Annotated in this window: 31 protein-coding genes; 14 read left to right on the forward strand and 17 right to left on the reverse strand. The window is 69.7% G+C overall.

The window, feature by feature from the left end:
- Positions 1-106 precede the first annotated feature (106 nt).
- Both LQ757_RS12430 and LQ757_RS12435 read right to left on the reverse strand, forming a co-directional pair.
- The gene (locus LQ757_RS12430) at positions 107-1,309 is read right to left on the reverse strand and encodes an MFS transporter (RefSeq protein ID WP_231047564.1); all 1,203 of its coding nucleotides are present in this window, start codon (positions 1,307-1,309) and stop codon (positions 107-109) included.
- Between the two features lie 75 nt (positions 1,310-1,384).
- Complete coding sequence (locus tag LQ757_RS12435) at positions 1,385-2,179, reverse strand: SDR family NAD(P)-dependent oxidoreductase (protein ID WP_231047565.1); 795 nt, start codon at positions 2,177-2,179, stop codon at positions 1,385-1,387.
- 250 nt (positions 2,180-2,429) lie between these two features.
- Here LQ757_RS12435 and LQ757_RS12440 point away from each other — a divergent pair, with 250 nt between their 5' ends.
- Positions 2,430-3,245 (forward strand): hypothetical protein, encoded by an 816-nt coding sequence (locus tag LQ757_RS12440; protein ID WP_231047566.1) that lies wholly within the window; start codon positions 2,430-2,432, stop codon positions 3,243-3,245.
- Between the two features lie 33 nt (positions 3,246-3,278).
- Here the strand turns inward: LQ757_RS12440 and LQ757_RS12445 are convergent, their stop codons facing one another.
- Positions 3,279-3,632, reverse strand: coding sequence for a nitroreductase family deazaflavin-dependent oxidoreductase (locus LQ757_RS12445; protein ID WP_231047567.1), 354 nt, complete (start codon positions 3,630-3,632; stop codon positions 3,279-3,281).
- A gap of 172 nt (positions 3,633-3,804) precedes the next feature.
- Between LQ757_RS12445 and LQ757_RS12450 the strand changes: the two genes are divergently transcribed.
- The 4 genes from LQ757_RS12450 (at position 3,805) to LQ757_RS12465 (ending at position 6,243) form a co-directional block, all read left to right on the forward strand.
- Positions 3,805-4,680 carry a sigma-70 family RNA polymerase sigma factor gene (locus LQ757_RS12450; protein WP_231047568.1) on the forward strand — a complete coding sequence of 292 codons (876 nt, stop codon included), beginning with the start codon at positions 3,805-3,807 and terminating at the stop codon, positions 4,678-4,680.
- A gap of 59 nt (positions 4,681-4,739) precedes the next feature.
- Positions 4,740-5,273 (forward strand): GNAT family N-acetyltransferase, encoded by a 534-nt coding sequence (locus tag LQ757_RS12455; RefSeq protein ID WP_231047569.1) that lies wholly within the window; start codon positions 4,740-4,742, stop codon positions 5,271-5,273.
- An 82-nt stretch (positions 5,274-5,355) separates the two neighbouring features.
- A complete protein-coding gene (locus LQ757_RS12460) occupies positions 5,356-5,754 on the forward strand; it encodes a hypothetical protein (RefSeq protein WP_231047570.1) in 399 nt (132 codons plus the stop codon).
- Positions 5,755-5,799: 45 nt separating this feature from the next.
- Positions 5,800-6,243, forward strand: a complete 444-nt coding sequence (locus LQ757_RS12465; protein WP_231047571.1) for a DUF7144 family membrane protein — start codon at positions 5,800-5,802, stop codon at positions 6,241-6,243.
- Here the strand turns inward: LQ757_RS12465 and LQ757_RS12470 are convergent.
- On the reverse strand, positions 6,176-8,596 hold the full coding sequence (locus LQ757_RS12470; protein WP_231047572.1) for an HAD-IC family P-type ATPase: 2,421 nt from the start codon (positions 8,594-8,596) through the stop codon (positions 6,176-6,178). The genes LQ757_RS12465 and LQ757_RS12470 overlap by 68 nt on opposite strands.
- 190 nt (positions 8,597-8,786) lie before the next feature.
- Here LQ757_RS12470 and LQ757_RS12475 point away from each other — a divergent pair, with 190 nt between their 5' ends.
- Positions 8,787-10,568 carry an alkaline phosphatase family protein gene (locus LQ757_RS12475; RefSeq protein WP_231047573.1) on the forward strand — a complete coding sequence of 594 codons (1,782 nt, stop codon included), beginning with the start codon at positions 8,787-8,789 and terminating at the stop codon, positions 10,566-10,568.
- A gap of 16 nt (positions 10,569-10,584) precedes the next feature.
- Here the strand turns inward: LQ757_RS12475 and LQ757_RS12480 are convergent, their stop codons facing one another.
- Both LQ757_RS12480 and LQ757_RS12485 read right to left on the reverse strand, forming a co-directional pair.
- Positions 10,585-11,472: an alpha/beta fold hydrolase gene (locus LQ757_RS12480; RefSeq protein WP_231047574.1), complete on the reverse strand. Its 888-nt coding sequence runs from the start codon at positions 11,470-11,472 to the stop codon at positions 10,585-10,587.
- A 5-nt stretch (positions 11,473-11,477) separates the two neighbouring features.
- Complete coding sequence (locus tag LQ757_RS12485) at positions 11,478-12,011, reverse strand: dihydrofolate reductase family protein (RefSeq protein ID WP_231047575.1); 534 nt, start codon at positions 12,009-12,011, stop codon at positions 11,478-11,480.
- Positions 12,012-12,134: 123 nt separating this feature from the next.
- Here LQ757_RS12485 and LQ757_RS12490 point away from each other — a divergent pair, with 123 nt between their 5' ends.
- The gene (locus tag LQ757_RS12490; RefSeq protein WP_231047576.1) at positions 12,135-13,181 is read left to right on the forward strand and encodes an NADPH:quinone reductase; all 1,047 of its coding nucleotides are present in this window, start codon (positions 12,135-12,137) and stop codon (positions 13,179-13,181) included.
- A gap of 85 nt (positions 13,182-13,266) precedes the next feature.
- Entirely contained in the window at positions 13,267-13,773 is a 507-nt protein-coding gene (locus LQ757_RS12495; RefSeq protein WP_231047577.1) for a hypothetical protein, read from the forward strand.
- Between the two features lie 58 nt (positions 13,774-13,831).
- On the opposite strand, the gene LQ757_RS12500 is transcribed toward LQ757_RS12495, so the two are convergent.
- Positions 13,832-14,338: a recombinase family protein gene (locus LQ757_RS12500; protein ID WP_231047578.1), complete on the reverse strand. Its 507-nt coding sequence runs from the start codon at positions 14,336-14,338 to the stop codon at positions 13,832-13,834.
- A gap of 73 nt (positions 14,339-14,411) precedes the next feature.
- Between LQ757_RS12500 and LQ757_RS12505 the strand changes: the two genes are divergently transcribed.
- Complete coding sequence (locus LQ757_RS12505; protein ID WP_231047579.1) at positions 14,412-15,695, forward strand: glycosyltransferase; 1,284 nt, start codon at positions 14,412-14,414, stop codon at positions 15,693-15,695.
- Positions 15,696-15,758: 63 nt separating this feature from the next.
- Here the strand turns inward: LQ757_RS12505 and LQ757_RS12510 are convergent, their stop codons facing one another.
- The 7 genes from LQ757_RS12510 to LQ757_RS12540 form a co-directional block, all read right to left on the reverse strand.
- Positions 15,759-17,060, reverse strand: a complete 1,302-nt coding sequence (locus tag LQ757_RS12510; protein WP_231047580.1) for a flavin-containing monooxygenase — start codon at positions 17,058-17,060, stop codon at positions 15,759-15,761.
- Positions 17,061-17,097: 37 nt separating this feature from the next.
- A complete protein-coding gene (locus LQ757_RS12515) occupies positions 17,098-17,742 on the reverse strand; it encodes an amino acid ABC transporter permease (RefSeq protein ID WP_231047581.1) in 645 nt (214 codons plus the stop codon).
- Positions 17,742-18,383 carry an amino acid ABC transporter permease gene (locus LQ757_RS12520; RefSeq protein ID WP_231047582.1) on the reverse strand — a complete coding sequence of 214 codons (642 nt, stop codon included), beginning with the start codon at positions 18,381-18,383 and terminating at the stop codon, positions 17,742-17,744. Before LQ757_RS12520 ends, LQ757_RS12515 begins: the two co-directional genes overlap by 1 nt.
- Position 18,384: 1 nt before the next feature.
- On the reverse strand, positions 18,385-19,170 hold the full coding sequence (locus LQ757_RS12525; protein WP_308195627.1) for an amino acid ABC transporter ATP-binding protein: 786 nt from the start codon (positions 19,168-19,170) through the stop codon (positions 18,385-18,387).
- A 112-nt stretch (positions 19,171-19,282) separates the two neighbouring features.
- On the reverse strand, positions 19,283-20,152 hold the full coding sequence (locus LQ757_RS12530; RefSeq protein WP_231047583.1) for a substrate-binding periplasmic protein: 870 nt from the start codon (positions 20,150-20,152) through the stop codon (positions 19,283-19,285).
- A gap of 88 nt (positions 20,153-20,240) precedes the next feature.
- The gene (locus tag LQ757_RS12535; RefSeq protein ID WP_231047584.1) at positions 20,241-20,972 is read right to left on the reverse strand and encodes an SDR family NAD(P)-dependent oxidoreductase; all 732 of its coding nucleotides are present in this window, start codon (positions 20,970-20,972) and stop codon (positions 20,241-20,243) included.
- The gene (locus tag LQ757_RS12540) at positions 20,969-21,700 is read right to left on the reverse strand and encodes an SDR family NAD(P)-dependent oxidoreductase (protein ID WP_231047585.1); all 732 of its coding nucleotides are present in this window, start codon (positions 21,698-21,700) and stop codon (positions 20,969-20,971) included. Before LQ757_RS12540 ends, LQ757_RS12535 begins: the two co-directional genes overlap by 4 nt.
- Positions 21,701-21,800: 100 nt before the next feature.
- On the opposite strand from LQ757_RS12540, the gene LQ757_RS12545 reads away from it, so the two are divergent.
- Positions 21,801-22,748, forward strand: a complete 948-nt coding sequence (locus LQ757_RS12545) for a LysR family transcriptional regulator (protein WP_231047586.1) — start codon at positions 21,801-21,803, stop codon at positions 22,746-22,748.
- Between the two features lie 51 nt (positions 22,749-22,799).
- Here LQ757_RS12545 and LQ757_RS12550 read toward each other — a convergent pair whose 3' ends face one another.
- On the reverse strand, positions 22,800-23,324 hold the full coding sequence (locus LQ757_RS12550; protein WP_231047587.1) for a TetR/AcrR family transcriptional regulator: 525 nt from the start codon (positions 23,322-23,324) through the stop codon (positions 22,800-22,802).
- A gap of 58 nt (positions 23,325-23,382) precedes the next feature.
- Here LQ757_RS12550 and LQ757_RS12555 point away from each other — a divergent pair, with 58 nt between their 5' ends.
- Positions 23,383-23,733 carry a VOC family protein gene (locus LQ757_RS12555; RefSeq protein WP_231047588.1) on the forward strand — a complete coding sequence of 117 codons (351 nt, stop codon included), beginning with the start codon at positions 23,383-23,385 and terminating at the stop codon, positions 23,731-23,733.
- Here LQ757_RS12555 and LQ757_RS12560 read toward each other — a convergent pair whose 3' ends face one another.
- Positions 23,734-24,396 (reverse strand): LysE family translocator, encoded by a 663-nt coding sequence (locus LQ757_RS12560; RefSeq protein WP_231047589.1) that lies wholly within the window; start codon positions 24,394-24,396, stop codon positions 23,734-23,736.
- 104 nt (positions 24,397-24,500) lie between these two features.
- Between LQ757_RS12560 and LQ757_RS12565 the strand changes: the two genes are divergently transcribed.
- The 3 genes from LQ757_RS12565 (at position 24,501) to LQ757_RS12575 (ending at position 26,217) form a co-directional block, all read left to right on the forward strand.
- A complete protein-coding gene (locus LQ757_RS12565; RefSeq protein WP_231047590.1) occupies positions 24,501-24,953 on the forward strand; it encodes an Lrp/AsnC family transcriptional regulator in 453 nt (150 codons plus the stop codon).
- A gap of 107 nt (positions 24,954-25,060) precedes the next feature.
- Complete coding sequence (locus LQ757_RS12570; RefSeq protein WP_231047591.1) at positions 25,061-25,636, forward strand: helix-turn-helix domain-containing protein; 576 nt, start codon at positions 25,061-25,063, stop codon at positions 25,634-25,636.
- Positions 25,633-26,217 carry a hypothetical protein gene (locus tag LQ757_RS12575; RefSeq protein ID WP_231047592.1) on the forward strand — a complete coding sequence of 195 codons (585 nt, stop codon included), beginning with the start codon at positions 25,633-25,635 and terminating at the stop codon, positions 26,215-26,217. The genes LQ757_RS12570 and LQ757_RS12575 overlap by 4 nt, the downstream gene beginning before the upstream one ends.
- 18 nt (positions 26,218-26,235) lie before the next feature.
- On the opposite strand, the gene LQ757_RS12580 is transcribed toward LQ757_RS12575, so the two are convergent.
- Complete coding sequence (locus tag LQ757_RS12580) at positions 26,236-26,661, reverse strand: DUF6069 family protein (RefSeq protein ID WP_231047593.1); 426 nt, start codon at positions 26,659-26,661, stop codon at positions 26,236-26,238.
- Between the last annotated feature and the right edge of the window lie 27 nt (positions 26,662-26,688).

Consider the following 26,688-nt stretch of genomic DNA (forward strand, 5'->3'; position numbering starts at 1 on the left):
CCCGCTCGTGCAGAGCGGGAGGGCACCCGTCTTGGCGCGCCGTGACGCTGTCGCCGCCGAGCAGTCAAGACGTTCGCGTCGGCTGAGGCCTCGCCGCAACTCGCGGCTAACGCGTTGCAGCAGGTTCTGGTGCGGCGACTTCCGCAGGCTTGAGGAACCCGGTCGCCCACGCGGCGACGATCGAGACCGCCCCGACGACGGCGCCGGCCACGACGGCCGCTGAGACGCCGCCGACGTTGATCGCCACTCCCCCGAGGAACGCTCCGCCGGCGATTCCGGCGTTCACGGCCGACGCCGGCAGCGAGGCAGCGAGGGGCGCTCCGACTCCGGCGAGGCTGACGACCCGGTGCTGGAGCGAGGGTCCCGTCGCCATGCCGAACAGCCCGATGCCGATCACGGCGAGGGCGACGACGAACGGGTTGCCGCCGAAGCTGAGCAGCACGATGAGTGAGACCGTGACGCCCGCCGCCCCGACGATCAGCGCGCGCGTGGCGTTCGCATCCGCGAAGCGGCCGCCGACGAACGAGCCGATGGTGGTCGCGACGCCGTAGGCCATCAGGTATGCGCCGACCGCCGGGCCTGAGACATCCGTCTGCTCGGCAAGGAACGGAACCAGATAGGTGACTGCCGACTGGATGGCCACGAAGATCAGCGCCGCCAGGCCGAGCACGGCGAGTACCCGCGGGGCGAAGGCGAACCGGGCCTGTCCGACGGCATCGCCCTGGCGGGGTGTCGGCACCGACGGGAGGACCCGGGCGGCGACGAGCAGGATGGCCAGCGCGACCGCGACGACCGCCGCGAACGATCCGCGCCAGCCGACCGCCTGCCCGAGCAGCGTGCCCAGCGGCAGCCCCAGCGCGCTCGCCGACGCGAATCCGGTGATGACCACGGCCATCGCGCGGCCGGCACGATCGGGCGGCACGATCGAGGTCGCCGTCACCATGGCGGCCGCGATGAACAGCCCCTGTGCCGCGCCGATGACCGCACGAGCGACGAGGGATGTCGCATAGTCGGCGCCGAACGCCGGGAGGAGGTTCGCCAGCACGAACACGACCAGCGTGGCGAGCAGCACCTGTCGCCGATCGAATCGCGTCGTCAGGAACGTCAGCAGCGGGCCACCGATCGCCAGCCCCAGCGCGTTGGCGGTGACCAGCGCGCCCGCGGCCGGTACCGAGACCGACAGGTCGACGGCGATCAGGTCGATCAGGCCGACGACGAGCATCTCGGCGCAGCCCATGACGAACGCACCCGCGAACAAGACGGCGAGCACGAGCATCGGGCGGGTCGGTGTGCGGCGGTTGGCGGTCATGTCTCACTCCTCGGTTGTTGCTACGTGACAGTTACTGATTGACGCTCGGGCGGTGCCCGAGCCCGATGTCGCGGCTCAGTCGACGAGCGCTCCGGCCGACAGGTTCGCGATCGCCCCGGTCATCGAGCGGGCACGATCGGATGCCGCGAATGCGAGGTACTCCGCGACCTCGTCGAGCACCGGCAGTCGGCCGAGCAGGGTCATGCCGACCAAGCCGTTGAGCCACTGATCCATCGGGATGCCGCCGGCGTCGGCGATGCGGCCGAACATCTCGCCCGTGTACGAGGTTGCGAGGGCATCCGACATCGCGTGCGGACGCACGCAGACCACCCGAACACCATCGGGCCCGAGCTCGCCGGCGAGCGCCCGCGAGAACCCCTCAAGCGCGGCCGACTGGGCAGCATTGCCGAGGAGCCCGCGACCGGTGAGGCGCGCACCCGGCGTCGAGATCGTGAGGACCACACCGCTCCCCTGTGCGATCATGTGCCGCGACACGGCCTTCGCGGTCACGAAGTTCGTCTGCAGGTACCCGACGACGGGGTGCAGGTAGTCGTCGAGCGACGTCTCGGCGATCGGGAGGCCCTGCACGTGGTCGAACCCGACCGTGTTCAGGGCGATGTCGATGCGGCCGGCAGCGTCCGCCGCCTCGTCGACGTGCCGGTCGACCGCGGCTTGGTCCATCGCGTCGACGACGGCGATCGAGACATCCGCCCCCTCGGCCCTCGCGACGGATGCCGCAGCCTCGAGGCGCGGCAGGCTCTTGCCCGCGAGGAACAGCCGCGCGCCCTCGCGGGCGAACACTCGCGCGGCCGCGCCTCCGATCGAACCGCCACCGCCATGGATCACGGCCACCTTGTTCTCGAGCAGCATCGCGCGCCTCCATTCGTGTCGTCGTTCGTTCGAGACTGTTGCAACCAGATGGTTGCATATCGATGACCGAATCGCAACCCGTGGGTTGCATGTTCTTGGCGTCAGGGCGTCCGGATGTCAGGCGTCAGGGCGTCAGCGCGAAGGCGGAAGACCGTTGCAGCCCACGAACGGGGGCTTTCCTCCGCTTTCGCCACGCTCTAGGGTGATGGCGGCTTCGGCCGACGGTGCCGATGTCAGGACGGAGTGGTCCATGGGCAAGCACGGAATTGCGCGAACGGCCGGGGTTCGCATGTTCGTCGGCATGGGAGCGGTCGCACTGCTCACTCTCGGCACGGCGAGCGCGGCGTCGGCCGAAGAGGTCGTGATCGAACATCTGAGCGCCGATCCTGAGTCCCCGTTCGACTTCGGATTCACGCTGTGCAACGACGAAGCGCTCGGACAGTCGTTCACCGCCACCGCGACCGGATCGGTGACGGAGGTCACCATCTTCCGCTCGGGAATCGAGGCAACGACGACGCTCAGCGTCTACGACGGCGACGGTACGTCGGGCGAACCAGTCTCTACACAACTGGTGTCGTTCGCCGACGATTTCGGCTTCGAGCCGAGAGTCTTCACTCTCGAAGCACCGCTCCCGGTCGTCGCCGGCAACCGGTACTCCTTCGAATTCGAGCACATCCCCGAATGCCAGAACCAGGCCTTCGTGTGGGGCGCCTACGGATACAACGGAGGAACCAGCTTCCTCGATGATGTCGCCCAGGCCGATCTCGACCTCGCCTTCCGTGTCGTGATCGACACCTCCGACGAGGACGGGGACAAGGTAGCGGATGCCGCGGACCAGTGCGCCGGCACCACGTTCGGTGACGCGCCCGACCTCCGCCCGAACCGGTTGTGGTCGACTTCGGTGGCCGGGTTCGCGGATCGCGACGGAGTCATTCGGTACACCCTCGCCGACACCGCAGGCTGTTCAGCAGAGCAGATCATCGCCGCAGCCGGTCTCGGAAAGGGGCACGGCGCTCACGGAATCTCGGTCGGCGCATTGAGGGACTGGGTCGCTGCGACGCACTGACCCGTCCTGATCATACTCGCTCGCCGCTGCCGGTCAGCCCCGCTCGAACACGATCGCCGCGGGGAACCGCTTGAGCACCGGGCGGAACGGCGCCCTCGCGAGCCGCTCGGCGTCCGCTCCGTCGACGATCCGCGGACGGACGAGCTCGATATCGCGCGCCCTCCACCGAAGCGATGCGCCACCCGCCGCCACGACGTTGCGAGCCCAATTGGTCTTCGCGCCCCATGGCAGGCCGATCATCACGATGGAGGCGTCCGTCGTCGGCACGACCGCGATCGGCGTCTCGTAGGCGGTGCCGCTCCGGCGTCCGCGATGGCAGATGAGCGCCCAGAACGGCATCCAGCGGCGACCCGCCAATGCGCGCGCGACCGGCGCCGTGGCCTTCACGAGGCGGCGGGGAGGCCCTCCGCCGACGCGCGGATCGTGGAGTCGGGACCGATGAGACGTCTCGTTCATGCAGAGAGAACGGATGACCCGGGGTCGATGTGACATCCGATGGACATCGCAAGCGACATCCGTGCTTGCGTCACATTCGCTGCGGGTGGATCGTCTACATGTCATGACCGAGTTCGCCGACCTGTGGACCGCGCACCGGCACGTCGTCCGCGACGTCGCCTACCGGGTGCTCGGATCCGTCGCCGAGGCCGAGGATGTCACCCAGGAGACGTACCTTCGGTTGCTCGCTCGCGGCGACGAGCCCGACGCGCCACCGCTCGACGAGCCGCGCGCATGGCTCATCACGGTCGCGTCGCGTCTCGCGATCGACCGGCTGCGAGCACACGAGAACTCCCGTCGCACCTACGTCGGGCCATGGCTGCCCGAGCCGATCGTCACCGACGAGCGGATCCTCCCCGAGGACCGTGTCACACTCGACGATTCGGTGCGGATGGCGCTGCTCGTCGTTCTCGAACAGCTCACGCCCGCGGAGCGGACGGCGTTCCTCCTCCACGACGTCTTCGACCTCGGCTTCGACCGCATCGCCGAGGTCCTCGGCGTGAGCCCGGCGAGCGCGCGGCAGTCGGCGTCGCGCGCCCGGAAGCGCATCGCCGCGCACGGCGAGGCCCGATTCGCCGTCGACCCCGCCGCGGCCCGCCGATTGTCGGAGCGATTCGCCGCCGCAGCCTCAGACGGCGACCTCGACGGACTGGTCGCGGTGCTCGCCGCCGACGCCACGGGCCACTTCGACTCCGGCGGTGTCTTCCCGGATGCACCGACCGAGGTGGTGGTCGGAGCCGAGACCCTCGCCCGCCGGTTCCTCGCTGGTGTCGGCGGTCGCGGCCTCGACTTCGAGGTCGCGGAGGTGAACGCCGAACCCGGGATCGTCGTGCGCCGCCGGGGTCGGGTCATCTCCGTGCTCGCACTCGAGTTCGCAGACGACCGGATCTCGGTCATCCACGGCGTCGGCAACCCGAAGAAGCTCTCGCACGTACGGTGAGGCAATGGTGCGACCTCGGATGAGCAATGCGCGTCGTCGCTCGCTGGAACACTGGAGGAATGCTCCGCGATCTCGACCTCCCCGCCATCTTCGACGGCCCCTCAGGCCAGATCACTCTCCGCCGCGCGACATCCGATGACCTCGACCGGCTGATGGCGCTGCTGGCCGACGACGCGGTCAGCGCCTCCCGTGGCGATGTCGCGGCGCCGGACGACCGGCTCGCCTACCTCGACGCGCTCGAGCAGATCATCGGCGATGCGAGCAACGACCTGCTGGTGGCGACCGACCCGGCGGGCCGGCTCGTCGGCACCTTTCAGCTCACGCGGATCCCCGGCATGGCGCGCCGCGGTGCGACCCGCCTCCAGGTCGAGGCGGTGCGGGTGCGCAGCGAATCACGCTCGTCCGGCATCGGCACCGCGATGATGACCTGGGTCAGGGATGTCGCAGCGCCGGCGCTCGGCTCACCCCTCGTACAGCTCACCTCCGATGCCGCCCGCGCCGACGCCCACCGCTTCTACGAGCGCCTCGGGTTCCACGGCTCGCACGTCGGATTCAAGTACCGGGTTCCGGACGAGGCATCGCGGGGCGAGTGAGGTAACGCCCGCTCTGCGGTGCGACGCGAGATCCGTGCAGCACACGGATGACGCGGCGAGTCGCACCGCCTACCTTGCTGCCATGACCCCAGATACCGGCCGGCTCGACCCTGGGACATCCGAACCGAATTCGGGCTGGCTCGCGCGAACACCGCTGTGGGCGCGCATCGCGGTGCCTGTCGTGGTGATCGCGGGCGGCGCGGCGGTGCTCGCGGCCGTCGTGGCGGCGGGAGCGCAGCCGCCGGCGACCGTGGAGTCGATGTGCCGGTCGACCATCGTGGCCACCCTCGAATCGCGTGGGCACTCCGAGATCGAGGTGAGCCGATCCCTGAAGATCACCGAGGCCGACGGCGCCCAGCGCGTGTCGGGCACCGTGACCTCCGTCGACGACTCGGGCCGCGCCGATCACGCCCAGATCCGTTGCGTCGTCCGCGTCGACGGCGACACGATGCACGTCGTCAGCGCGCGCCTGTCGGATTGAGACCGCCATACGCCGTCTGATGCCTCCTCGACTAGGGTCGCCGGTATGGCCGACCATCGCGAGAGCACGGCGCCGCTCACGCCGCCCCGGAGGCGACTGCCCGAGCTCATCGTGGCGGTCGTGCTCGGCTACCTCACCGGCATCGTGCAGATCCTCGCGGGCATCGCGCTCATGTTCGCCCGGTACCTGCCCGACACGACGGCGACCGAGCGCGCGGTCTTCACCATCGTCGGCGCCTGCACCGTGCTGCTCGGCCTCTTCGTCATCACGATCGCCGCGGGGCTCACACGCGGTCGTCGCGACGCCCGGGTGCTCGTGACGGTACTGCTCGGCATCTCGATCGTGTTCGACGTGGTCACCCTCGTCTCGTCGCCCGATACCTGGTCGGTGATCGTGAACGTGGTGCTCAAGGCAGCCGTCGTCACGGTGTTGTGGACGGGTCGAACCGCGCGGTCCTTCGCACGTAGCGACGGTGCACGAACCGGATGACCTCGATCGCGGCGATGCTCACCACCGACACGACGAGCACGAGCAACGACGTGATGATCGACGGGTCGACGAGGACCAGGAACTCCGTGACCAGCGGCACCGAGTAGACGAGGATCAGGCCGACCATCATCGCGCCGATGATGAGGATCTTCCACCCATCGATCGGCCGTGAGAGCACGACGAGCACCCACAGGCCGATGATGGTGAGCAGCATGGTCGACCCCGTTCGCAGCTCGTCCTCGCCGATGCCCGCCTGAGTCGCCGCCCAGCTGTAGACGAACAGCGCGATGGCGACGACGATGCCTGCCGGGATCGCGAAGGTCAGCGACCGCCGCAGGAACCCCGGCACGTACCGCCGCGCGTTCGGCATGAGGGCGAGGAAGAACGCGGGCAGGCCGATCGTGAGACCGTCGATCACCGACAGCTGGCGTGGCAGGAACGGGAACTCGAGCACGAACGCCCCGAAGAGCACCGCGAGGCCGGTCGCGTAGACCGTCTTCGTGAGGAACAGCATCGAGACCCGCTCGATGTTCGCGATCACCTGACGCCCCTCGGCGACCACGCGAGGCAGGTGCGAGAACCTGCCGTCGAGCAGCACGATGCGCGCGACCGCCTTGGTTGCAGGCGAGCCCGACTCCATCGCGATGCCGATGTCGGCCTCCTTGATGGCGAGCGCGTCGTTGACACCGTCACCGGTCATGGCGACGGTGTGCCCGGCCTGCTTCAGCGCGACCACGATCGCCTTCTTCTGGTCGGGCGTCACCCTCCCGAACACGACGTGTTCCCGCAGCACCGCCGCGAGCTCGGCGGGGTCGTCGGGCAGCTGCCTGGCGTCGTAGCCGTCGGCCGCGTCGAGGCCGACGCTGCGGGCGATCGCGGCGACGGTCTCAGGGTTGTCGCCTGAGATGATGCGCACGGCCACGTCCTGCTGCGCGAAGTACGCGAGGGTCTCGGCGGCATCGGGACGGATCCGTTCGCGGAACGTCATGAGCGCGACCGGTTCGAGCGCGGCGGGCAGTCGTTCGGCCGCTTCGTCGAGCGGCTCGGCGCTGTGCGCGAGCACGAGCGTGCGAAGTCCGGATGTCGCGAGCTCGCGCGAGTCGCCGGCGAGTCGATCGTCGGGGAAGACCATCTCGGGTCCGCCGAGCACCCAGCTGCCCGCGGCATCCGTGTCTTCGGCGAAGGCGACCGCGCTCCACTTGCGGGCTGACGAGAACGGGATGCGCGCGACCGGCGCCGCAGCCGGCGCCGAATCGTAGGCTTCGGCGAGGCAGCGGGCGGTGGCGTTCGCGTCGGGTTCGCTGCCGTACCAGCCGAGCACCTTGCGCCAGCCGCCGCCTTCGGGTCGGCCGTCGGCAGCGCTCGTGCCGAGCCGGTGTTCGGCATCGAAGGCGATGGTGCCCTCGGTGAGGGTGCCGGTCTTGTCGAGGCAGATGAGGTCGACGCGCGCGAGGCCCTCGACCGCAGCGAGTTCCTGCACCAGGACCTGCTGTCGCGCGAGCTTCACCGCGCCGACGGCGAAGGTGATGCTCGTCATCAGCACCAATCCCAGCGGGATCATCGCCACCAGCGCCGCGATCGTATTCACGGCAGCCTGGCGCCAGTCGCCCGACTCGAGCGCCTGCTCCCAGCCGCCGAACACGAACATCTGCGCGTTGAACACGAGCAGCGCGATCGGTCCGACGATCCACGCGACCACCCGCAGCACCTTGTCGATCGAGGAGCGCAGCTCGCTCGCGACGAGCGAGAACTTCTTGGCCTCGGCCGCGAGCCGGTTCGCGAACGACTCGGCGCCCACGCGCACCACGATCGCCTCACCCTCGCCGGCGATGACCACCGACCCCGAGAGCACGTCGTCGCCGGGTGCCTTGTCGACGGCGTCGGACTCGCCGGTGAGCATCGACTCGTCGAGCTGCAGGCGAGCGGATGCCGCGACCCGAGCATCCGCAGGGACCTGGTCGCCCGCGCGGAGCACGAGCACGTCGTCGAGCACGATGTCTGCGACGGCGACCTCGGTGATGGCGCCGTCGCGGCGCACCCGCGCGCGCGGCGCGTGCAGCAGTGCGAGCCGGTCGAGCGCGGCCTTCGCGCGGAACTCCTGCACCGACCCGATGACGGTGTTCGCGATCGCGCTGATGCCGAACAGGGCGTCCTGCCAGCGCCCGAGCAGCAGCAGTACGAGGAAGCAGGCACCGATGATCCCGTTGAACAGCGTGAGCACGTTCGCCCGGATGATGCTCGAGGCGCTGCGGCTCGACTGCTGCGTGAACGCGTTCGACCGACCGTCGGCGACGCGCTGCGCCACTTCGGAACTCGTGAGGCCCGCTGGTGACTCGACATCGGTCGCGCGCATGTCGGGAGACTATCTGGCGGGCGCCGACCGCGTGCGGGTGGTACACCCGTGAAGGGGAAACTGCCGGGCAGGTCGCGCACGCTCTGGAGCGGTTGCAGCCCAGCAGATCGGTGGCGGGACCAGACGGGAGGGACATCACGGGGCGCGGCCTCCTGTCGCTCGGCGACCGGCTGGCCTAGTGTGTGCGGTGATGGCCGACCGCACGCACGAAGACGGCGATGGCACCCAGCCCTCCCGACGAGAGTTCCTGCGCGTCGGCGGCGCCGCTGCGGCCGGGGCCGCGGTGGGTGGTGCGGCCGGCTATGCGATCGGTGTTGCCGGCGCGGGGCGGCCGGGTGCGACCGGTGCGGACGAGGCATCCGACCCACCGCCTTCACCGCTGCCCGAGGGCACGATCCCGCCGCGCGCGAGCGGGCCCGGGTTCGATCACCTCGTCGTGGTGATGTTCGAGAACCGCTCGTTCGACAACCTGCTCGGCTACCTCTACGAGGCGGGCGTCCCCGAGGGGCAGGTGTTCGCAGGCATCAACGAGGGGCCGTTCAGCAACCGCGACCACGAGAACCGACCCGTCGAGACCCATGTCTACACCGGGTCGACCGACGAGATCATGAGCAGTCCGCGGCCCGACCCGGGCGAGGACTACCCGCACGTGAACACGCAGCTGTTCGGCACTGTCGACCCGTCGTCGAATGCGCACGCGCAGGTGGCGCAGATGCAGGCACCCTTCAACACGCCGCGCGATGCGACGGCCGCAGCGCCCCCGCCGATGGATGGCTTCGTGAAGGACTACGTCAACACGTTCCACGCCGAGCGCGGCACCGCACCGACGCACGAGGAGGCACGGGTCGCGATGGGCGCGTTCTCGCCCGACATGCTGCCCGTGCTCTCGACGCTCGCGCGGGGCTTCGCGGTATTCGATCACTGGCACTGCGCGGTGCCGGGGCCGACGTTCGCGAACCGGGCCTTCTTCCACGGCTCGACGTCGCACGGCTTCGTCACGAACCACGACGACGGCGGATATGCGAAATGGCGCAGCAAACGGGCCGACACGCCGACGATCTTCAACCGGCTCGAAGAGGACGACATCTCGTGGGCGGTCTATTACGACGACCGCCAGCGCGTGTCGCTGACCGGTCTCATGCACGAGCGCGCGCTGAAGCCGTACTGGCGCAGCCGGTTCTTTCCGATGAGCCACTTCTACCAGGCCTGCGCCGACGGCACCCTGCCTGCTTACGCGTTCATCGAGCCGCGCATGGCCTACGACCACAACGACATGCATCCGCCGGTCGGCGACGTGCGCACGACCGAGGTCGACGGCGTGCGCGTCACGGGCGGAGCCGTCTCCGACGTGCGCGCGGGCGAGGCGTTGCTGCACGAGATCTACTCGGCGGTGCGGGCCGCCGACTCCCACGATGGGTCGAACGCGATGAACACGATGCTGCTGGTGACCTTCGACGAGCACGGTGGCACGTTCGACCACGTTCCGCCGCCCGCAGCGGTGCCGCCCGGCGACGGCGCCGATGGCGAGATGGGTTTCGCGTTCGACCGTCTCGGCCTACGCGTGCCGGCGATCGCGATCTCGGCCTACACGGCGGCCGGCCGGGTGATCAACGACCCCATGCATCACGCTTGCGTCATCAGCACGCTCACGACCAAGTACGACCTCGAGCCGCTGACCGCCCGCGACCGCGGGGCACCGACGCTCGACCTCGCCGTCACCCTGACCGAGCCGCGCCCTGCGTCCGCCTGGCCGCAGACGCATCCGCAGTACACACCGCGCAACCCCGAGTCATCCGACCCCGTGCCCACCGGCGACGACGACCGCCCGCTCAGCCCACCCGGCCGCGGCCTCCTGGGCCTACTGGCGGCGCACAAAGGTGTGTCGGATGCCACGCCCGCCACGTATCGGCAGGCGCACGCGTTCCTCGAGCAGCACGGCGCAGGCCTCTTCGGCCCGGCGCCTGCGCCCTGATCGGCTCGAACACCGGTCAAGAGCGGGCGCCGGTGACCGCCTCGACCACGAACGGCCAGGCGCTCGGCGGCAGCTCGTGCCCGCCGCCGGGCACCGGCACGAGCCTCGCCCCCGGGATGTCCCGCGCCAGCGCCTCACCGTGGCCGATCGGGAACATCGGGTCGGCGGTTCCGTGCACCACGGTCGTCGGCACGCGGACATCCCCGAGCCGTTCGCGCCAGCGCGCCGCATCCTCGAACTCGTCGGCCCCACCCTCGTCACGATGCATGCCCGGTGACCTTCTCACCGTGTCGGTCCAGATCGCACGGTCGTGCGCCTCGTCGAACTCGTCGCCCGCATAGTCGCGATCGATCTCGATGTAGTGCTCGATCACGGAATCCGCGTCGTTCCAGTCGGGATCGGGATGCGGGTTCGCCCACGCCTCGCGGAGCCGTGCGGCCGCACCGGGGAGGTCGGCGTCGGCCTCGAACATCGTCGGACTCGTCGACACGAGCGTCAGCGCCCGCACCCGATCGGCGTGGTCGAGCGCGGCGAGCTGGCACACCCATCCACCCGCCGAGAACCCGACCCAGTGGGCTTCGCGTGCGCCTGCGGCGTCGAGCAGGGCGAGGGCGTCATCGACCCCCACGGCCAGGCCATCGCGGCGCGTGCCCGGCGGTCCGAGCGACGTCTCGCCCATGCCGCGCTGGTCGTAGCGCGCGACCCGCAGCCCGCGGGCGACGAGCAGGTCGCAGAACGCGGGTCGCCACCAGTCCATGGACGACTCGCCGCCGGCGACGAGCAGGACGAGCGGATGTCCCGGCGAGCAGATGAGCTCGGCCGCGATCACCGCGCCGTCGGGGCGCGGAATCCACAGCGACTCGACCTCGGCCCGGGACATCCGCTCGCCGTCGGAATGTTCCATGGCTGCTACGCCGGCGCGTACCTGGCGGCGATGATGCCCGAGTCGAACGTCTCCGCTCCGAGCAGTCGCAGCCCCACGGGGTGCGGCGTGCGCAGCCGATCCTCGGCGTTGCCCACCAGGAACGGATGGATTCCCGCGTGCACCTCGTCGACCAGGCCTGCGTCGACGAGCGTGGCGGCCAACTGGCCGTAGCCGTGCGAGATGATCGACTCGTACTGGTCGCGCAGGCGCCGCACCGCCTCGACCACATCGCCCTCGATGAGCGTGGCGTTCCAGTCGAGTGGACCCGTCAGCGTCGTCGAGGCGACGTACTTCGGCAGCGCGTTGTAATGCGCGGCGAAGCCGCGCTCATCGGTCTGCGCAGGCCAGTACTCGCGGAAGAACTCGTAGGCCTTGCGGCCGACCAGCACCGCGTCGGCACCGAAGACGAGTTCGTCGGAGTGGCGCACCAGCTCGGGATCGTTCACGTCGAACCAGTGCTCCATCTGGTCGAACACGCCGTCGAGCGTCATTTCGAATGAGATCGTCACTTTGCCCATGCGCCCCAGCCTGCTCCCTTCGCGGCCGGATGTCACGGGGCACACCCTGCCGTGCCGCCGTTCCGCCCGGCGGATGCCCAGCCGCCGCGGAACACCCGCGGCCCATCCGGCGTTGCCCCCAGCATGAGAGCGATGGCGTACTCGAAGACCGGTGATTCCCCCGTACTGCAGCTCGTGGAGCGCGGCATTCCCGAACCCGCTGCGGGCGAAGTGCGCGTTCGCGTGGTCGTGTCGGGCGTGAACCCGACCGACTGGAAGGCACGCGCCGGGTCGCACGCCGGCAGGCCGACGCCGTTCCCCGAGGTCGTCCCGAACCAGGACGGCGCGGGCGTCATCGACGCCCTCGGCGCCGGCGTGACCGGCTTCGAGGTCGGCGATCGCGTCTGGGTGTTCCTCGCCGCGCACGAGCGGCCCACCGGCACGGCGCAGGAGTTCACGGTGCTGCCGACCTCACGGGTCGTGCACCTGCCGGATGCCGCGGGCTTCGCCCTCGGGGCATCCCTCGGCGTGCCTGCCATGACCGCGCACCGGGCTCTCACCGTGCACGAGGACGGACCCGCGAGCCTGGCACCGGGAGCGCTCGACGGCCGCACCGTGCTCGTCGCGGGCGGAGCCGGCGCCGTCGGCCACGCGGCGATCCAGCTCGCGCGATGGTCGGGCGCGCGCGTCATCACCACCGTGAGTTCACCCGAGAAAGCCGCCCTCGCCACCGCGGCGGGCGCGCACCACGTCGTGAACTACCGAGCGGATGACCCGGCGAAGGCGATCCGCGCGATCGCACCCGACGGCGTCGACCAGGTCGTCGAGGTCTCCCCCGCCCGCAACGCCGAGCTCAACGCCCGCGTCATCGCGAACCACGGCTCGATCTCGGTCTACGCCACCGACGGCGGCGCCGAGATGACGCTCGACGTGCGTCGGCACTTCGCGCTCAACGTGCGCTACCAGTTCCTGTTGCTCTACACCGTCGGTGATGCCGCCCTCGCGACGGCCGCAGAGGACATCGTGCGCGCAGTCGACGACGGTGCGCTGCCGGTCGGCGAGCAGGCGGGGCTGCCGCTCACCCGGTTCCCGCTCGAGCGTGCGGCCGAGGCGCATGACGCCGTCGAGGCTGGCACGGTGGGCAAGGTGCTCATCGACGTCGCCGCCGATGCAGCGGGTACGACAGCCTGAACTCACAGCACGGCGGCGTTGTGCTTGTGATCGCGTGAACCCGGCTGCCACGATGGCGTCACCACCGAAGAGGAAGCAGAGCCGCATGCCCGAGACCCTCGCCAACCGCCCGAGCGCGAATCTCGCCACGCTGCCCGGTGCCGCCGTGCTGTTGCGGGTGCGAAGGCTGCTCGTGCTCGCGCTGATCATGTCGTTGGTCTACGGCTTCTTCACGCATGTCTCCAAGAGCTACTGCCCCGGTGGCTTCAGCGGCGACGGCGGGTTCGTCGACGCCGATGGTCGACCTACGGATGTCGCGCCGAGTTGCATCTCGCTGACCCTCGGGCCCAGTTGGCTCGTCTACGCGGCGATCGGTGTCGCCGTGTTCATGGCGATCACGCGAGTCCTCAAGCGCGCGGCGACCGAGGCCGACGCGCTCCGAATCCTCGACCGCGCTGCGGCCTTCATCGGCATCTTGGCCGTGGCCTCGATCGTGATCAGCCACGTGTGGTTCGCGCTGATCCCGATCGACGAGTCGGGCACCGGCGCCTTCCTGTTCCCGTTTCCGTTCGGCGCCGTCACGGTCGACATCTCACCGATGACGAACGGCTGACTCGTCGGCCGGCCCGGCGCGGCGGTCAGTCCGGGATCAGTTCGCGATCAGTTCGCGATCAGTCGCGGGCGTCCTCGAGGTGCGGTGCGCCGTGACTCAGCACCTTCACCACGAGGTTGTGGCGGCGCAGGGCTCGGATCGTACGCGCGACCTCGTCGCTGTCGCGGCCGAGGGCGCGCTCGTTCGCGACCACGAGCACGTCACCGGCTCGCAGCGTACCGAACAGCCGGCCGAGCCGCTGCTCCCACGGCTCCTGCGCCTCGGGGGCCGGGTGCTTGAAGTCGAGGATCGCAACGCCGAAGGCGGCCAGATCGCTGCGCTGCTCGGCGACCGTCGGCATGTCGTCGCGCGCGACCACGAGCCCGACGAGGCGTGCCCCTTCGGGGCGCGCCTTCCACCAGTCACGGTTTCGCTGCAGCTCCTCGAAGCACTCGGGGCAGCCGAGAGCGTGGTGCCCGGGGCTGTGCCGGGTGCGCGGTTCCTTCGTCGGTGCCGGTGTCGCGGCATCCGTCGTCGCGCCCGCACCGCTCGTCGCGCCCATTGAATCCGATGTCAGCTCGCCCATGCCGTGCCCCTTCGTGTCCGCCTTCCATCCTCCCCCCGATCGGGGCGAGCCGCGACCTGCGTACCATGGCCCCATGGACGACGACGAGTCGCCGCGCACCACCGACGCCAGGCCCGAGGGGGCGACTGCCCCTCGGACCTACCTCTTCACGCTCACGAACGCCGGCGGAACGGTGCCGCCCGAGATGGGGGTCGTGCGCCGCCTCGTGGAACGCGGGCATCGAGCGACGGTCGTCGCCGACGAGTCGATCGCCGATCAGGTGCGGCGCAGCGGCGCCGTGCACCTGCCGGCGACACCGAACCCCGCCCCCGAGCTCCGCGACTGGGAGCTCAGGTCGCCGATGAGCATCGCGCGTGCGACGACCGACTCGCTGATGACGGCGCCGGCGCCCGGGCAGGCTGCAGACACGATCGCGGCGATCGACGCGATCCGGCCCGACCTCGTGGTCGCGTCGTCGCTTGCGCTCGGCGCCATGATCGGGGCCGAGGCGCGCAGGGTTCCGTTCGACATCCTGATTCCGAACGCGTATCCGCTGCCCGCGAAGGGCATGCCGCCGTTCGGCACCGGGATGTCGCCGGCGCGGGGGCCACTCGGCAGGGCGCGCGATCGGCTCGCACGCGGGGCGAGCACCCGGCTGATCGACCGCTTCGCGCTCGCGAAGACCAACGCCCTGCGGGCCGAGCACGGACTCGTGCCGATCGCGCACACCTGGGACCAGATGGGTCGTGCGAGACGACAGCTGGTGCTCACCTCGTCGGCGTTCGACTTCCCCGCCGAGCTGCCCGCGAACGCCCGCTACGTCGGTCCGATCCTCGACGACCCGGCCTGGGCGGTCGGCGAGGCCTGGACGTCGCGACGCGGTGACGGGCGGCTGGTCCTGGTGGCGATGTCGTCGACGTTCCAGGACCACGTCGACTGCCTGCAGCGCATCACCGACGCCGTCGGAAGCCTTCCCGTGCACGGCCTCGTCACGACCGGCCCGGCGGTCGAGCCGGGCGCGATCCACGCTCCCGCGAACGTCGCCGTCGTGGCATCCGCACCGCATCGCCTCGTGCTGCCGCACGCCGACCTCGTCGTCACGCACGGCGGCCACGGCACGGTCATCAAGGCCCTCGCGGCGGGCGTCCCGCTCGTCGTGCTGCACCACGGCCGCGACCAGGCCGACAACGCCGTGCGGGTCACCGCACGAGGAGCGGGCATCGCCGTGCGGCGTACGGCGTCGGCGTCGCGGATCGCGATGGCGATCACCGACGTCCTCGGCGACCCGTCCTATCGAAAGTCGGCGCAGCGAATGGGCGAGGCGATCACGCGCGACGTCGAGAGCGGCGCGTTGGTCGCGGAGCTCGAAGGCATCTGAGCGGGCGGCGCCGTCGAAGCGCTCGTCGGGAGCGCCGGATGACATCGGGCAGCATGCTCGCCCTCAGGCGACGGCCCGCTCACCCGTGAGCACCGTGTTCGCCGAAGCGAACGCGTCGAGCAGCCGCTCGGTGTCCTCCATCTGCTCGTTCCAGATGGCGCGCACGATGTCGATCCGGTCCTCATCCTCCTGCAGCGACGCGAGGTATCGCTCGACACCGGCGAAGCCATCGGCGGATGCCTCATGCAGCGCGATCATGCGGATCGCGAGCTTGGCCTGCACACCGTACACCGGGATCTGCGGGCCGCGCGGAGCGGCGAGGCCGATGTAGTACAGCTTCTCGAGCCCCTTCGGCACGATGCCGCCCGCGTACCGCAGGGGGACGCCGCTGCGGCGCTCGAGGAGCGATTCCGACAGGAACGGCAGCGACGCGTTGAACCCTGTCGCCCACAGGATCGTGTCGTACTCGCGCGCCGTGCCGTCGGCGAAATGCACGGTGTTGCCGTCGAAGCGCGTGATGCCCGGCACGATGCGCACGCGGCCGTGCTGCACCCAATAGAGCAGCAGGTCATTCACGACCGTGCGGCCCTCGGCGAGCGTGCGGTACTTCGGCTCGGGCATGCCCGGATAGTTGTGCCACTCCCCGATGGAGACGCGCGCGAGCAGCCGGGCGATGAGGTCCTGCTCATCGGGCGAGAACTGCGACATCCACGGCACCTCCTGCCGCGGCACCCCGAAGTACGCCTTGGGCTGGAAATATGTGCCCTCGCGGATCACGATGTCGACCTCGAGACGGTGCTGTGCGGCATCCACCGCCAGGTCGCAGCCCGAGTTGCCCGCGCCCACGACGAGCACTCGCGTGCCCTCGATGTCGCCCGTGTTGCGGTACGAGCCCGAGTGGATCTGGGTGCCCGTGAACGCGCCGGGCACCGTCGGGACCTTCTGATCCCAGAGGTGCCCGTTCGCCACGAGCACGCCGTCGTAGTGGATGCGCTCACCCGTGTCGAGCGTGACGGTCCACCCCGCCGAGCCGACCGGGCCGTTGGCGGCGATCGGCTCTACCGACGACACGGCCGTGTCGAACCGGATGACCTCGTAGAGTCCGTGCACCCGCGCGTACGACTCGAGATACTCACGCACCTGGTCGCGCCGCGGGAAGTGCGGGTAGTCGGCCGGCATCGGGAAGTCCTCGAAGTGCGTCATGTCGCGCGAGGTGATGAGGTGCAGCGCGTCGTAGTCGGTGTGCCAATGGCCGCCGACGCGGTCGGTCTTCTCGAAGCAGTCGACCTCGTAGCCGGCCTGCCGCAGCTGCTGCAGGGCCGAGATGCCGGCAGCGCCGGCGCCGATCACGCAGTAACGGGTCATGTTGGTAGATCCTTTCGGTGGGTCTGGTGAAGCGAAGTCAGACGGCGCCGCGTGCGAGGCGGTGCTCGACCCACACCGAGAACCAGGTGGCGGGCACCGCGATGGCGGCGTAGACGAGTCCCGTGACCGTGTAGACCGCGAGGTACTGGAACGTGATCGTCGCGACCTGGTAGGCCTGGCTCATCAGCTCGTTCACCGAGATCGAGTACGCGAGCGACGTGGCTTGGAACGACATGATCGCGAGGCCCATGAGGGCGGGGATCGACGAGCGCAGGCCCTGCGGCAGCACGATGCGCACGAACGACGTCATGCGCGACAGCCCGAGCGCCGAGGCTGCCTCGCGCTGTCCGGCGGGCACCGATTGGATGCCCGCGCGGATCATCTCCGACGAGTATGCGGCGGCCGTGAACGTGAGGCCGATCACCGCCGCCCAGAAGTTCTCGAACAGCACGCCGAGCGCCGGCAGTCCGAAGTACACGATGTAGAGCACGACCAGTGCGGGGATGCCGCGCCCGACCTCGACCGCGACGAGCGCCGGCCACTTGAGCCACGGCCGCCTCGAGGAGACGCCGAGCGCGAAGACGAGGCCGATGACATACCCGAACACGACCGACAGCGCGGTCAGCTGGAGGCTGACGACCAGCCCCTGGCCCAGTCGGGGCAGGTACTCGACGAGATCCATCAGTGGGTCCTCCTCAGGCGGGTGTCGAGGCGCCGGGCGGTGATCGCCACGGGGATGCTGATGACGAGGTAGACGGCCGCGGCGATGAAGAACGGCACGATCCCGGCCGTCGTCGGGTTCTGGCGGGCGAACATCGTGGCGTTGAAGACCATGTCGGCGACGCCGATCGTCGAGGCGATCGACGAGTCCTTCAGGAGCGACAGCAGGTAGGTCGCGATCGACGGCAGCGAGGTGCGCAGCGCCTGCGGCGCGAGCACGCGGGTGATGGTCACCGTGCGTCCGAGACCGAGTGCGGCGGATGCCTCGGCCTGGCCGCTCGGCAGCGTCGCGAAGCCGCCGCGGTAGATCTCGGCGAGGTACGCACTCGAGATGATCCCGAGCCCCCACACGGCCGCCGACAGCGAGTCGAGCCGGAACGCACCGATCGTGATGCCGAAGTAGAGCAGGAACAGCCAGACGATGGGCGGCACGCCGCGGATGAGGTCGACCGCGAACCGGCACGCCAGGCGCACGGCGCGGGTGCGCGAGCGAAGGCCGAGCATGAGCGGGATGCCGCCGATGAGGCCGATCGTGAACGCCAGCACGGTCACGAGCAGCGTCATCGGGAGGCCGAGCAGCACGATGAGCAGTGCGTCGCCCATGTCAGCGCTCCAGCACCGCGCTGAGGAACCTGCGCGTCCGGTCTTCGCCCGGGTTCGCCATGATCTCGGCCGGGTCGCCCTCCTCGATGATGCGCCCGTCGGCCATGACGACGAGGTGGTCGGAGACATCACGCGCGAACTGCATCTCATGGGTGACGACGATCATCGTCATGCCCGCGTCGGCGAGTTCGCGCATCACGGTCAGCACCTCGACGCCGACCTCGGGGTCGAGCGCGCTCGTGGGCTCGTCGAAGAGCATCACGCGCGGGTTCAGCGCGAGCGCCCGAACGATGGCGATGCGCTGCTGCTGTCCGCCCGAGCACTTGCCCGGGTGCTGGTCCGCCTTCTCGGCGAGCCCCACGCGCTCGAGCAGCACGCGGGCGCGCGCCTCGGCCTCCTCGCGGCTGCGGCCGAGGATCCGCTCCTGCGGGAAGGCGACGTTCCGCAGCACCGTGAAGTGCGGGAACAGGTTGAACGACTGGAACACCATGCCCACCTGCCGGCGCAGGGCGAGGAGATCCTTGTCCTTCACACGCTCGCCGGCTCGGATCGTCTGCGAGCCGACCGTGATGCTGCCGCCGTCGGGCGTCTCGAGCAGGTTCACGCAGCGCAGCAGCGTGCTCTTGCCCGAGCCCGACGGGCCGATGAGTGCGGTGACGCTGCCGGGCTTCACGCGCATCGAGATGTCGTCGAGCACGAGGTTGTCGCCGAACCGCTTGGACAGGTTCGAGATGTCGACGCCGGCGATCGCGAGCTCGTTCGCCTCGGTGATGAGTGGGACGTTCACGGGGGGCTCCTCAGCGGCTTGGCTGGTCAGGGGGCAGATGGGGTGCCGGGCTCGGCTCTGGTGTCGAGCCCCGGCGGGCGCCGGCCGCGGGCAGGCCGGCGCCCCGACGGGATCAGAACTCGGTCGACGACTCGTCGGCGGGCACGAGCAGGTCGACCGGCAGGTCGTAGTCCGCAAGCAGGTCGGCGAGCGTGCCGTCCTCGCGGTACTCGTCGATCAGCGCGCTGATCGCAGCGATGAGCTCGGTGTTCTCCTTGGCGATGGGGAACGCGATGCGCGGCATCTCGGTCGTGATCGCCACGCGGTCGTCGACCTCGGCCGGCTCGACCGTGAACTCGGTGTCCGCGTACGCCGCGACCGCCACGGCGTAGCCGTCGAGCGCGGCCTGGATGCGACCGTTCTGCAGGTCCTGCTTCATCTCGATCGTGCCCGGGTACGACTTGAAGTGGTCGCCGAGGACCGCGCCCATGTCGGCCTCCCACGAGAACCCGGCGCCGCTGCCGACGTCGCCGATCGTCTCGAGCTCCTCGACGGTCGAGGCGCCGTCGGCTGAGATGATGCCCATCGTGTCGTAGAAGGTCGCGGTCGTGAATCCGACCTGCTCTGCACGGGCCTCGGTCACGTACCATCCGCCGGCGATCAGGTCGGTCTTCTTCTGCTCGCTGATCATCGGGATGCCGTTCCCGTACGTGATCGGCACGAATGCGACGCCCAGGCACTCGGCCTCGGCGATCTGCTTGATGAGGTCGATCTCGAGCCCCGAGGCATCCGTGCCCTCGGTCTTCGTGTACGGCAGGTTCTCGGGGACACCGATGGTGAGGACGCCGTCGGTGTACGTCGTGAGGCCCTCGTGGGCGGGCGTGCAGTCCTCGGCGACCGTCGAGCCGGCGGTCGAGGCGGCACAGCCGGCGAGGGCGACGGTTGCGAGCCCGAGAGCTGCCGCGGCCGAGATGGTGCGGATGGTGGTGCGCGTTGCGGTCATGCGTGACTCCTTCGATTGGGAATGGCAGGGCGATTCGTGGGTGCGGATCGAGATCGGTTGCGGGGAACTGATGGCGCGGTCGGCCGCCTCAGACTGCGGTGAGTCCGCCGTCGATGGTGACGACCGAGCCGGTGACGAACGACGACGAGGGCGAGAGCAGGTAGGCGATGAGTGGGGAGATCTCCTCGGCCTGCGCGCGGCGGCCGAGCGGCGCGCCGCTCGAGGAGCCGCCCGCGGGCTCGTCGTCGTTCATGGGCGTGGCGACGCCGCCGGGGGTGATGGCGTTGACGCGGACGCGGGGGGCGTACTCGACGGCGGCCACGCGGGTCAGCGCGAGCACCGCCGCCTTGGAGGCGGAGTAGGCGGCATAGCCGGCCGAGCCGACCAGCGCCGCAGTGGACGAGACGTTGACGATCGCGCCGCCGCCCGAAGCGGACATGAGCGGCGCGAGGGTGCGGATGCCGAGGAACGTGCCGTGCACGTTCACGCGCTCGTGCAGCGTCCACGCGTCGACGGTGGTGTCGGCGATCGAGGCGTGGCGCAGGATGCCCGCGTTGTTCACGAGCCCGCGGAGAGGGACACCGTCTGCGGTGATGCGATCGGCGAGGCCCGCCCACGCACGCTCGTCGGCGACGTCGAGCGGGTGGAAGACGGCGTCGACGCCTGAAGCGCGCAGCACGGCGGCCGTGCGCTCGCCCTCGTCGACGAGCACGTCGGTGAGGATGACACGGGTGCCGGGGCGTCCGAGGTGCGCGGCATGCGCGGCGCCCTGGCCGCGAGCCCCGCCGGTCACCACGACGCAGGTCGAAGCGGCCATCATCGCATCACGTCCCCGCCGGAGAGCACGACGGTCTCGCCCGTCATGAACGCGACGTTCCCGCCGCTCAGGAGCCAGACCCAGTCGGCGATCTCACTGGGCTGCGCGACCCGCCCGAGCGGGATCGACGCGGCAGCGGCATCCATCCGGCCGGTCGCCGCATTGCCGGGCGTGGCGACCCAGCCGGGCGCGATGCCGTTGACGCGGATGCCCGCGGGCGCGAGCTCGAGCGCGAGCGACTTGGTGATCATGACGACGGCGGCCTTCGACGCGCCGTACAGCAGCTGCCCCGGCGAGACCGTGAACGCGTCGACCGAGGCGAAGTTCACGATCGCCGAGCCCTCGCGGAGACGGGGCCGCGCGGCGGCGGTGACGTTGAGCACGCCGAGCACGTTGATGTCGAAGATGCGACGGAATGTCGCGTCGTCGTAGGTGTCGAGCGTCGTCGGCGGGTAGACGCCGGCGATGTTGGCGACCGCGTCGATCGCGGCGCCCTCGGGCAGCACGGCATCGACCGCGGCGGCGACAGCCTCACGATCGCGAACGTCGGCGACCACGGGCAGGAACGTGCCTGCGGTTCCGTTCGAGCCGACAGCCGCCTGGTCGGGCTCTGCCGCGACCACGTCGAGGCCGACGACCGTCCAGCCGCGGCGGAGGAAGGCCTCGGTGGTCGAGAGTCCCATTCCCGATGCGGCGCCCGTGACGATGACGGTGCCTGTGTTGTCCTGCATGTGCTGCGCGTCCTCCGGTTCGTGGTGTTGGAAACCCAGTGCACCAGCCGAGGATTCACAGGACAATACTTAATCCGCGATGCTAGATATAGGCAGAACCTTGAGGAGAGAGGACCGCGACATCGTGCTTCCGACCATCCGCCAGCTGGAGTACTTCATCTCGGCCGCGCACCTCGGCACGTTCGCGAGTGCCGCCGCCGAGCACCGCATCGCGCAGCCGAGCCTGTCGGAGCAGATCAGCGTGCTCGAGCGCTCGCTCGAGGTCCCACTGTTCACGCGCACCTCGCGACGGCTGCTGCTGACGGATGCGGGCAAGCAGCTGCTCCCCCTCGCCGAGCAGACGGTGGCCGATATGCGCGAGTTCGCGGAGTGGAGCCGACGGGTTCGCTCGATCGAAGAGGGCACGGTCTCGTTCGGCACGTTCAACAGCGCGCACCTCTACCTGTTGACCGACTTGATCAGCGAGTTCCATGAGCTGCACCCCGGCGTGCGCATTCACGTGGTGGGGCTCAACTCGTCGGAGGTCGCCGACGGCGTACGCGAGGGCAGACTCGAGGCCGGGCTCGTGCAGCTGCCGGTCGACGACCGCGAGCTCGAGGTCACGCCGTCGGTCTTCGCCGACCAGGTGGTGTACGTCTCGAGACGGCCCGAGCACACGCGCGAGCCCGTCGGCATCCGCACGCTCGCGCAGCGTCCACTCATCCTCTCGGAGGCACGCTGGTCGTACGACGACCCGCTGCGCGTCTCGCTCCTCGAGCGTGCCCAGCGCGAAGGCATCATCCTCGAACCCATCGTCGAGGTCGAGTTCCAGACGCACGCGCTCGAACTGGCCGCCGAGGGGGTCGGCGACTCGCTCGTGTCGTACCACGTCGGCCGCTCCCTCATCGCCGAGCGGGGAATGACCTGGGCGCCGCTCGACCCGCCGATCGAGGAGCACTACGCGTTCGTCACCCGCCGCGGCGGTGCGATCTCTCCTGCAACCGGCCAGTTCATGCGGCTCGCCCACCGCATCCTTCGGCGGATCGCAGGGTCGGACGGTTCCGGCTGACAGGACCCGTAGCGCGAAAGCCAGGACACCGCGTCGGGCAGAGACCCGCAGTCATGAAGCGAGTCGGAACTCCAACGCGGCGAGCGCCTCGCGCGCCTGCGTCGAGTCCGACCCTTCGGCAACGGCGACGAGCGCAGCGCGCCAGGCGGCCGCGAGAACCCGACCGAGAACGGGAGACGCCGGAGTCGTCGTGGCATTCAGCAGTTCAGCCAGGCGGTCGTGATCTGCCCCCGCCGGCGGGTCGCCGAGGATGCGGAGGAAGCCCTCGCGGACGGCGAAGTCGAATCCGATGAGCAACGCGGCCATCACGGCCGTCGAGCGGCCGGATGGGGCCGGGGATGCCGCGATGGCGCCCTCCATGCGATCGAGCATGCGCTGCTCGACATCGTCGCGCACGAAGGCGTACAACCCGAGCTTGCTGCCGAAGTGGTGGTAGAGCGCGCCGGTCGTGACAGTCGCCGCCGCTGCCAGCTCTCCCACCGTGACCTCGTCGAAGGGGCGTGCCCCGAACTCCTGCACAGCGGCGAGCGCGAGCCTGCCCTTGGGGGAGGTCGATATCGGAATCCACTCGCGCACACAACCATAATGGCGTTATGCTGTCCACAAATCCAATTACGACACGGAAGGATGCGCCATGAAGCTCGAGTTCCTGTTCGTTCCGACCTCCGACCTGAGCGCCTCGCTCGACCTCTACCGCGACGGCCTCGGCTTCACCGAGGTGTGGCGCGAGGGCGAGGCGACGGTCGCCCTCGCCCTGCCGGGCTCCGATGTACAGCTCATGCTCGATTCCCACGACCCCGACGCCCCGATCGGGCCGCTGTTCGTCGTCGACAGCGTCGAGGCGTTCCACGCCGCCCGCCCCGAGACGCTCACCGTGCTCGAAGCACCCGGCGAGATCCCTGGCGGCTACATGGCCACCTACCAAGACCCGGGTGGTGCGACCATCTACGTCATGGACCAGGCGACCGACGCCGGCGGGCAATAGTCACCCGCCGGCGAGATGCGACACCTGCTCGACGACGAGTACGACAGCAAGCACGATCATCGCAGCGCCTGAGATGCGCGAGATGGTGCGCACCGCCGACGGCCGCACTCGGAGCACCGTTCTCGCGCCCACACCCACGACCGAGTAGACGAGTGCACAGCTCGCCACGAAGATGAGGCCGAGCACGGCGAGCTGCACGGGAATCGGCCAGGCGCTCGCCGCATCGGTGAACTGCGGAAGGAGAACGACCAGGACGAGCAGCCCCTTCGGGTTCAGTCCGCTGACGCCGGCGCCCTGGGCGAGGCGCCGCCACGGCCGCGTGCCGGGAGCGGCGGCCGATTCCGCTGTGTCGCGGAGCCCCGTCGCATCAGCCGCGACGAGCGAAGGCGGGTGCGTGAGCACGCGGATTCCGAGATACGACAGGTAGCCCGCGGCCGCGAACGTGAGCCCGATGAGCACCCACGGCAGTGCGGCCACCGCAGCGCCGACCCCCACCGCGACCGCGGCGACCGCCGCCAAGTATCCGACGAGGATGCCTCCGAGCGACGGAACGATCGTGCGATCGCGCATCCCCGCGTCGATGATGTAGGCCCAATCCGGACCAGGCACGAGCACCATGAGCGTCATCATGCCCCAGCATGCGAGCAGCAGCTCCGTGTTCATGCCGCGCCCTCCCGTCGTCCGATACGACGAAACTACGCAAGAACCAGCAGAATAGGCTGCCGTGTTTCTCCCCCAGTGGCGGCACGCGTGGAAGAATTCACCCCATGGACGCCATTGATCGGAGAATCCTTGCTGAACTGCAGCAGGACGGCCGCCTGAGCCTCACCGACCTCGCCGCGCGCGTGCAGCTCAGCATGTCGCCGACACATCGGCGGCTGCACGCGCTCGAGGCCTCGGGAGCGATCACGGGGTACCGGGCCGTCATCGACCCCGAGGTGGTCGGGCTCGGGTTCGGCGCCCTCGTGTTCGTCACGATGGAGCAGGCGAATCGCGCGACCATCTTGGAGTTCGATGCCGCCGTGGCCGAGATCCCCGAAGTCATCCAGGCGCTGCGACTCTTCGGCGACCCCGACTACCTGCTGCGCGTGGCCGTGCCCGACCTGCCGGCCTACCAACGGCTGTGGGACGAACGACTCTCGGCCCTGCCGGGTGTTCGCCGCGTCGAGTCGACCCTGGTCATGAAGACGATCGTCGACGACCGGCCGCTGCCGATCTGACGGCGATCGCGGGTCATTCGGTCCGGGCGCGCCGAACGGATCGTGCGGCGGAATCTCACAGACAGTGCGGTACAATATTCAACAGATCGAATTATCTGGAGCAGATCATGACCGCCGGAACGCTCGTACGCTCGGCTCGCAAGAGTCGTCGGCTCACGCAGGCAAACCTCGGGCGCCGAGCACACTTGACGCAGTCGCACCTCTCGCTCATCGAGGGAGATCGTCAGAACCCGTCGTTCGAGACCGTCGAGCGCGCGCTCCGGGGCGCCGGCCACCGCCTGGTCGCCGTCCCAACACTCCGCGACGACGCCGCCGCGATCGCCCCCGAGATCCGAGCCGACCTGGGATTCGGACGACCCGAGCGAGCACTTCGACGGTTCATCCAGTTGAACGACGACCTGTCTGCAGAGCACGGCGCCATACGATTCGCGCTCGCGATCACCGAGCCCGAGTCGACGGGCTCCAAGCAGTGGGATGCCGCGATAGCAGCGCTCGTCGCGCATCACTTGGCGGCAGAGCACCTGCCAGTCCCCCAATGGGCTACGCACCCATCGCGCTTCTTGAAGCGCGCCTGGGTCTTCGGGGTCGGGCCGTACGCACTGCCTCCCGAACCCGATCGCGTCCCGGCGGCATTCCTTGAGCGGCGCATCCTCATCGACCAAGACACCCTGCGCAGCGTATGACCCTCTTCGATCGCGACCTGCTCGAGGAGGGCTTGCGTCAGCTTGTCGCTCGGCTTCAGGAATCGGGCGTCCGAAGCGGCATCCGGATCGTCGGCGGCGCCGCCCTCGCCCTCCGCTACTTCGATCGGGAATCGACCGTCGATATCGATGCGCACTTCATCGGGCCTACCGGAGTCGTCGAGGAAGCTGCCAGTGCGATCGCGCGAGCAAACGGCTGGCCCGACGACTGGCTCAACCGCAAGGCAGCGGGCTTCATACCCGAGTACGGGGCAAGGCCAGTGAAGTGGCTGACGCTTCATGACGACGCCGATGTGGTCATCGAGGTCGCGTCGCCCGAAGCGCTGCTGGCGATGAAACTCAAGGCCAACCGGCCCGGCCGCGATGAGACGGACGCCGCGAAGCTGATGGCGATCTGCGGTATCGCCGCTCTTGACGAGGCCGAACAGCTCTATGAGGAGCACTACTCGGGTGAGGTTCTCCCCGACCGCGCGATCAGGATGGTCGAGATGATCCTTCGGGTCGGGGTGCCCGACGTGCCGCCTCGACCGCCCGAAGTCGACATCGCACCGCGTACCGGCTGAGGGACGCTGTCGCGGCCCCTACGCGTCGCGCGCGCCGTGCCGCAGCATGAGGATGAGCGGCACTCCCGCTGCCAGGTGCATGATTCCGAGTGCCACCTTGGTGGCGATCGTGGCGTCGAGGAGCGCGAGCGGCGGAAGGGAGAGCACGAGCACCGCTATTGCGATGACGGTCCAGATCGTACGCGCCCGCGGGGTGCGTCGTTCGAGCAGCGCGAGCACTCCCCACGCGGCGAGGGCGAGGGGTATGGTGCTGACGATCACGAGCGGGACGTCGATCGTCAGCGTGCCGATCGCCGGACTGGTGACCTCGAAGCCGACACCCGCAACGGATGCGACGATCCACACGACGATCGGCGCCGCCACGGCGACCGCGATGGCGAGCAATCGGTGGCGAATACGAGCCGCGGCGGACGGGCGATCACGGGTGTCGAGTTCGGCGGTCATGTCGGTTCTCCTTCGGGTGCGCGGTAC

The organism is Agromyces cavernae (assembly GCF_021044935.1).
Classification (GTDB): Bacteria; Actinomycetota; Actinomycetes; order Actinomycetales; family Microbacteriaceae; genus Agromyces; species Agromyces cavernae.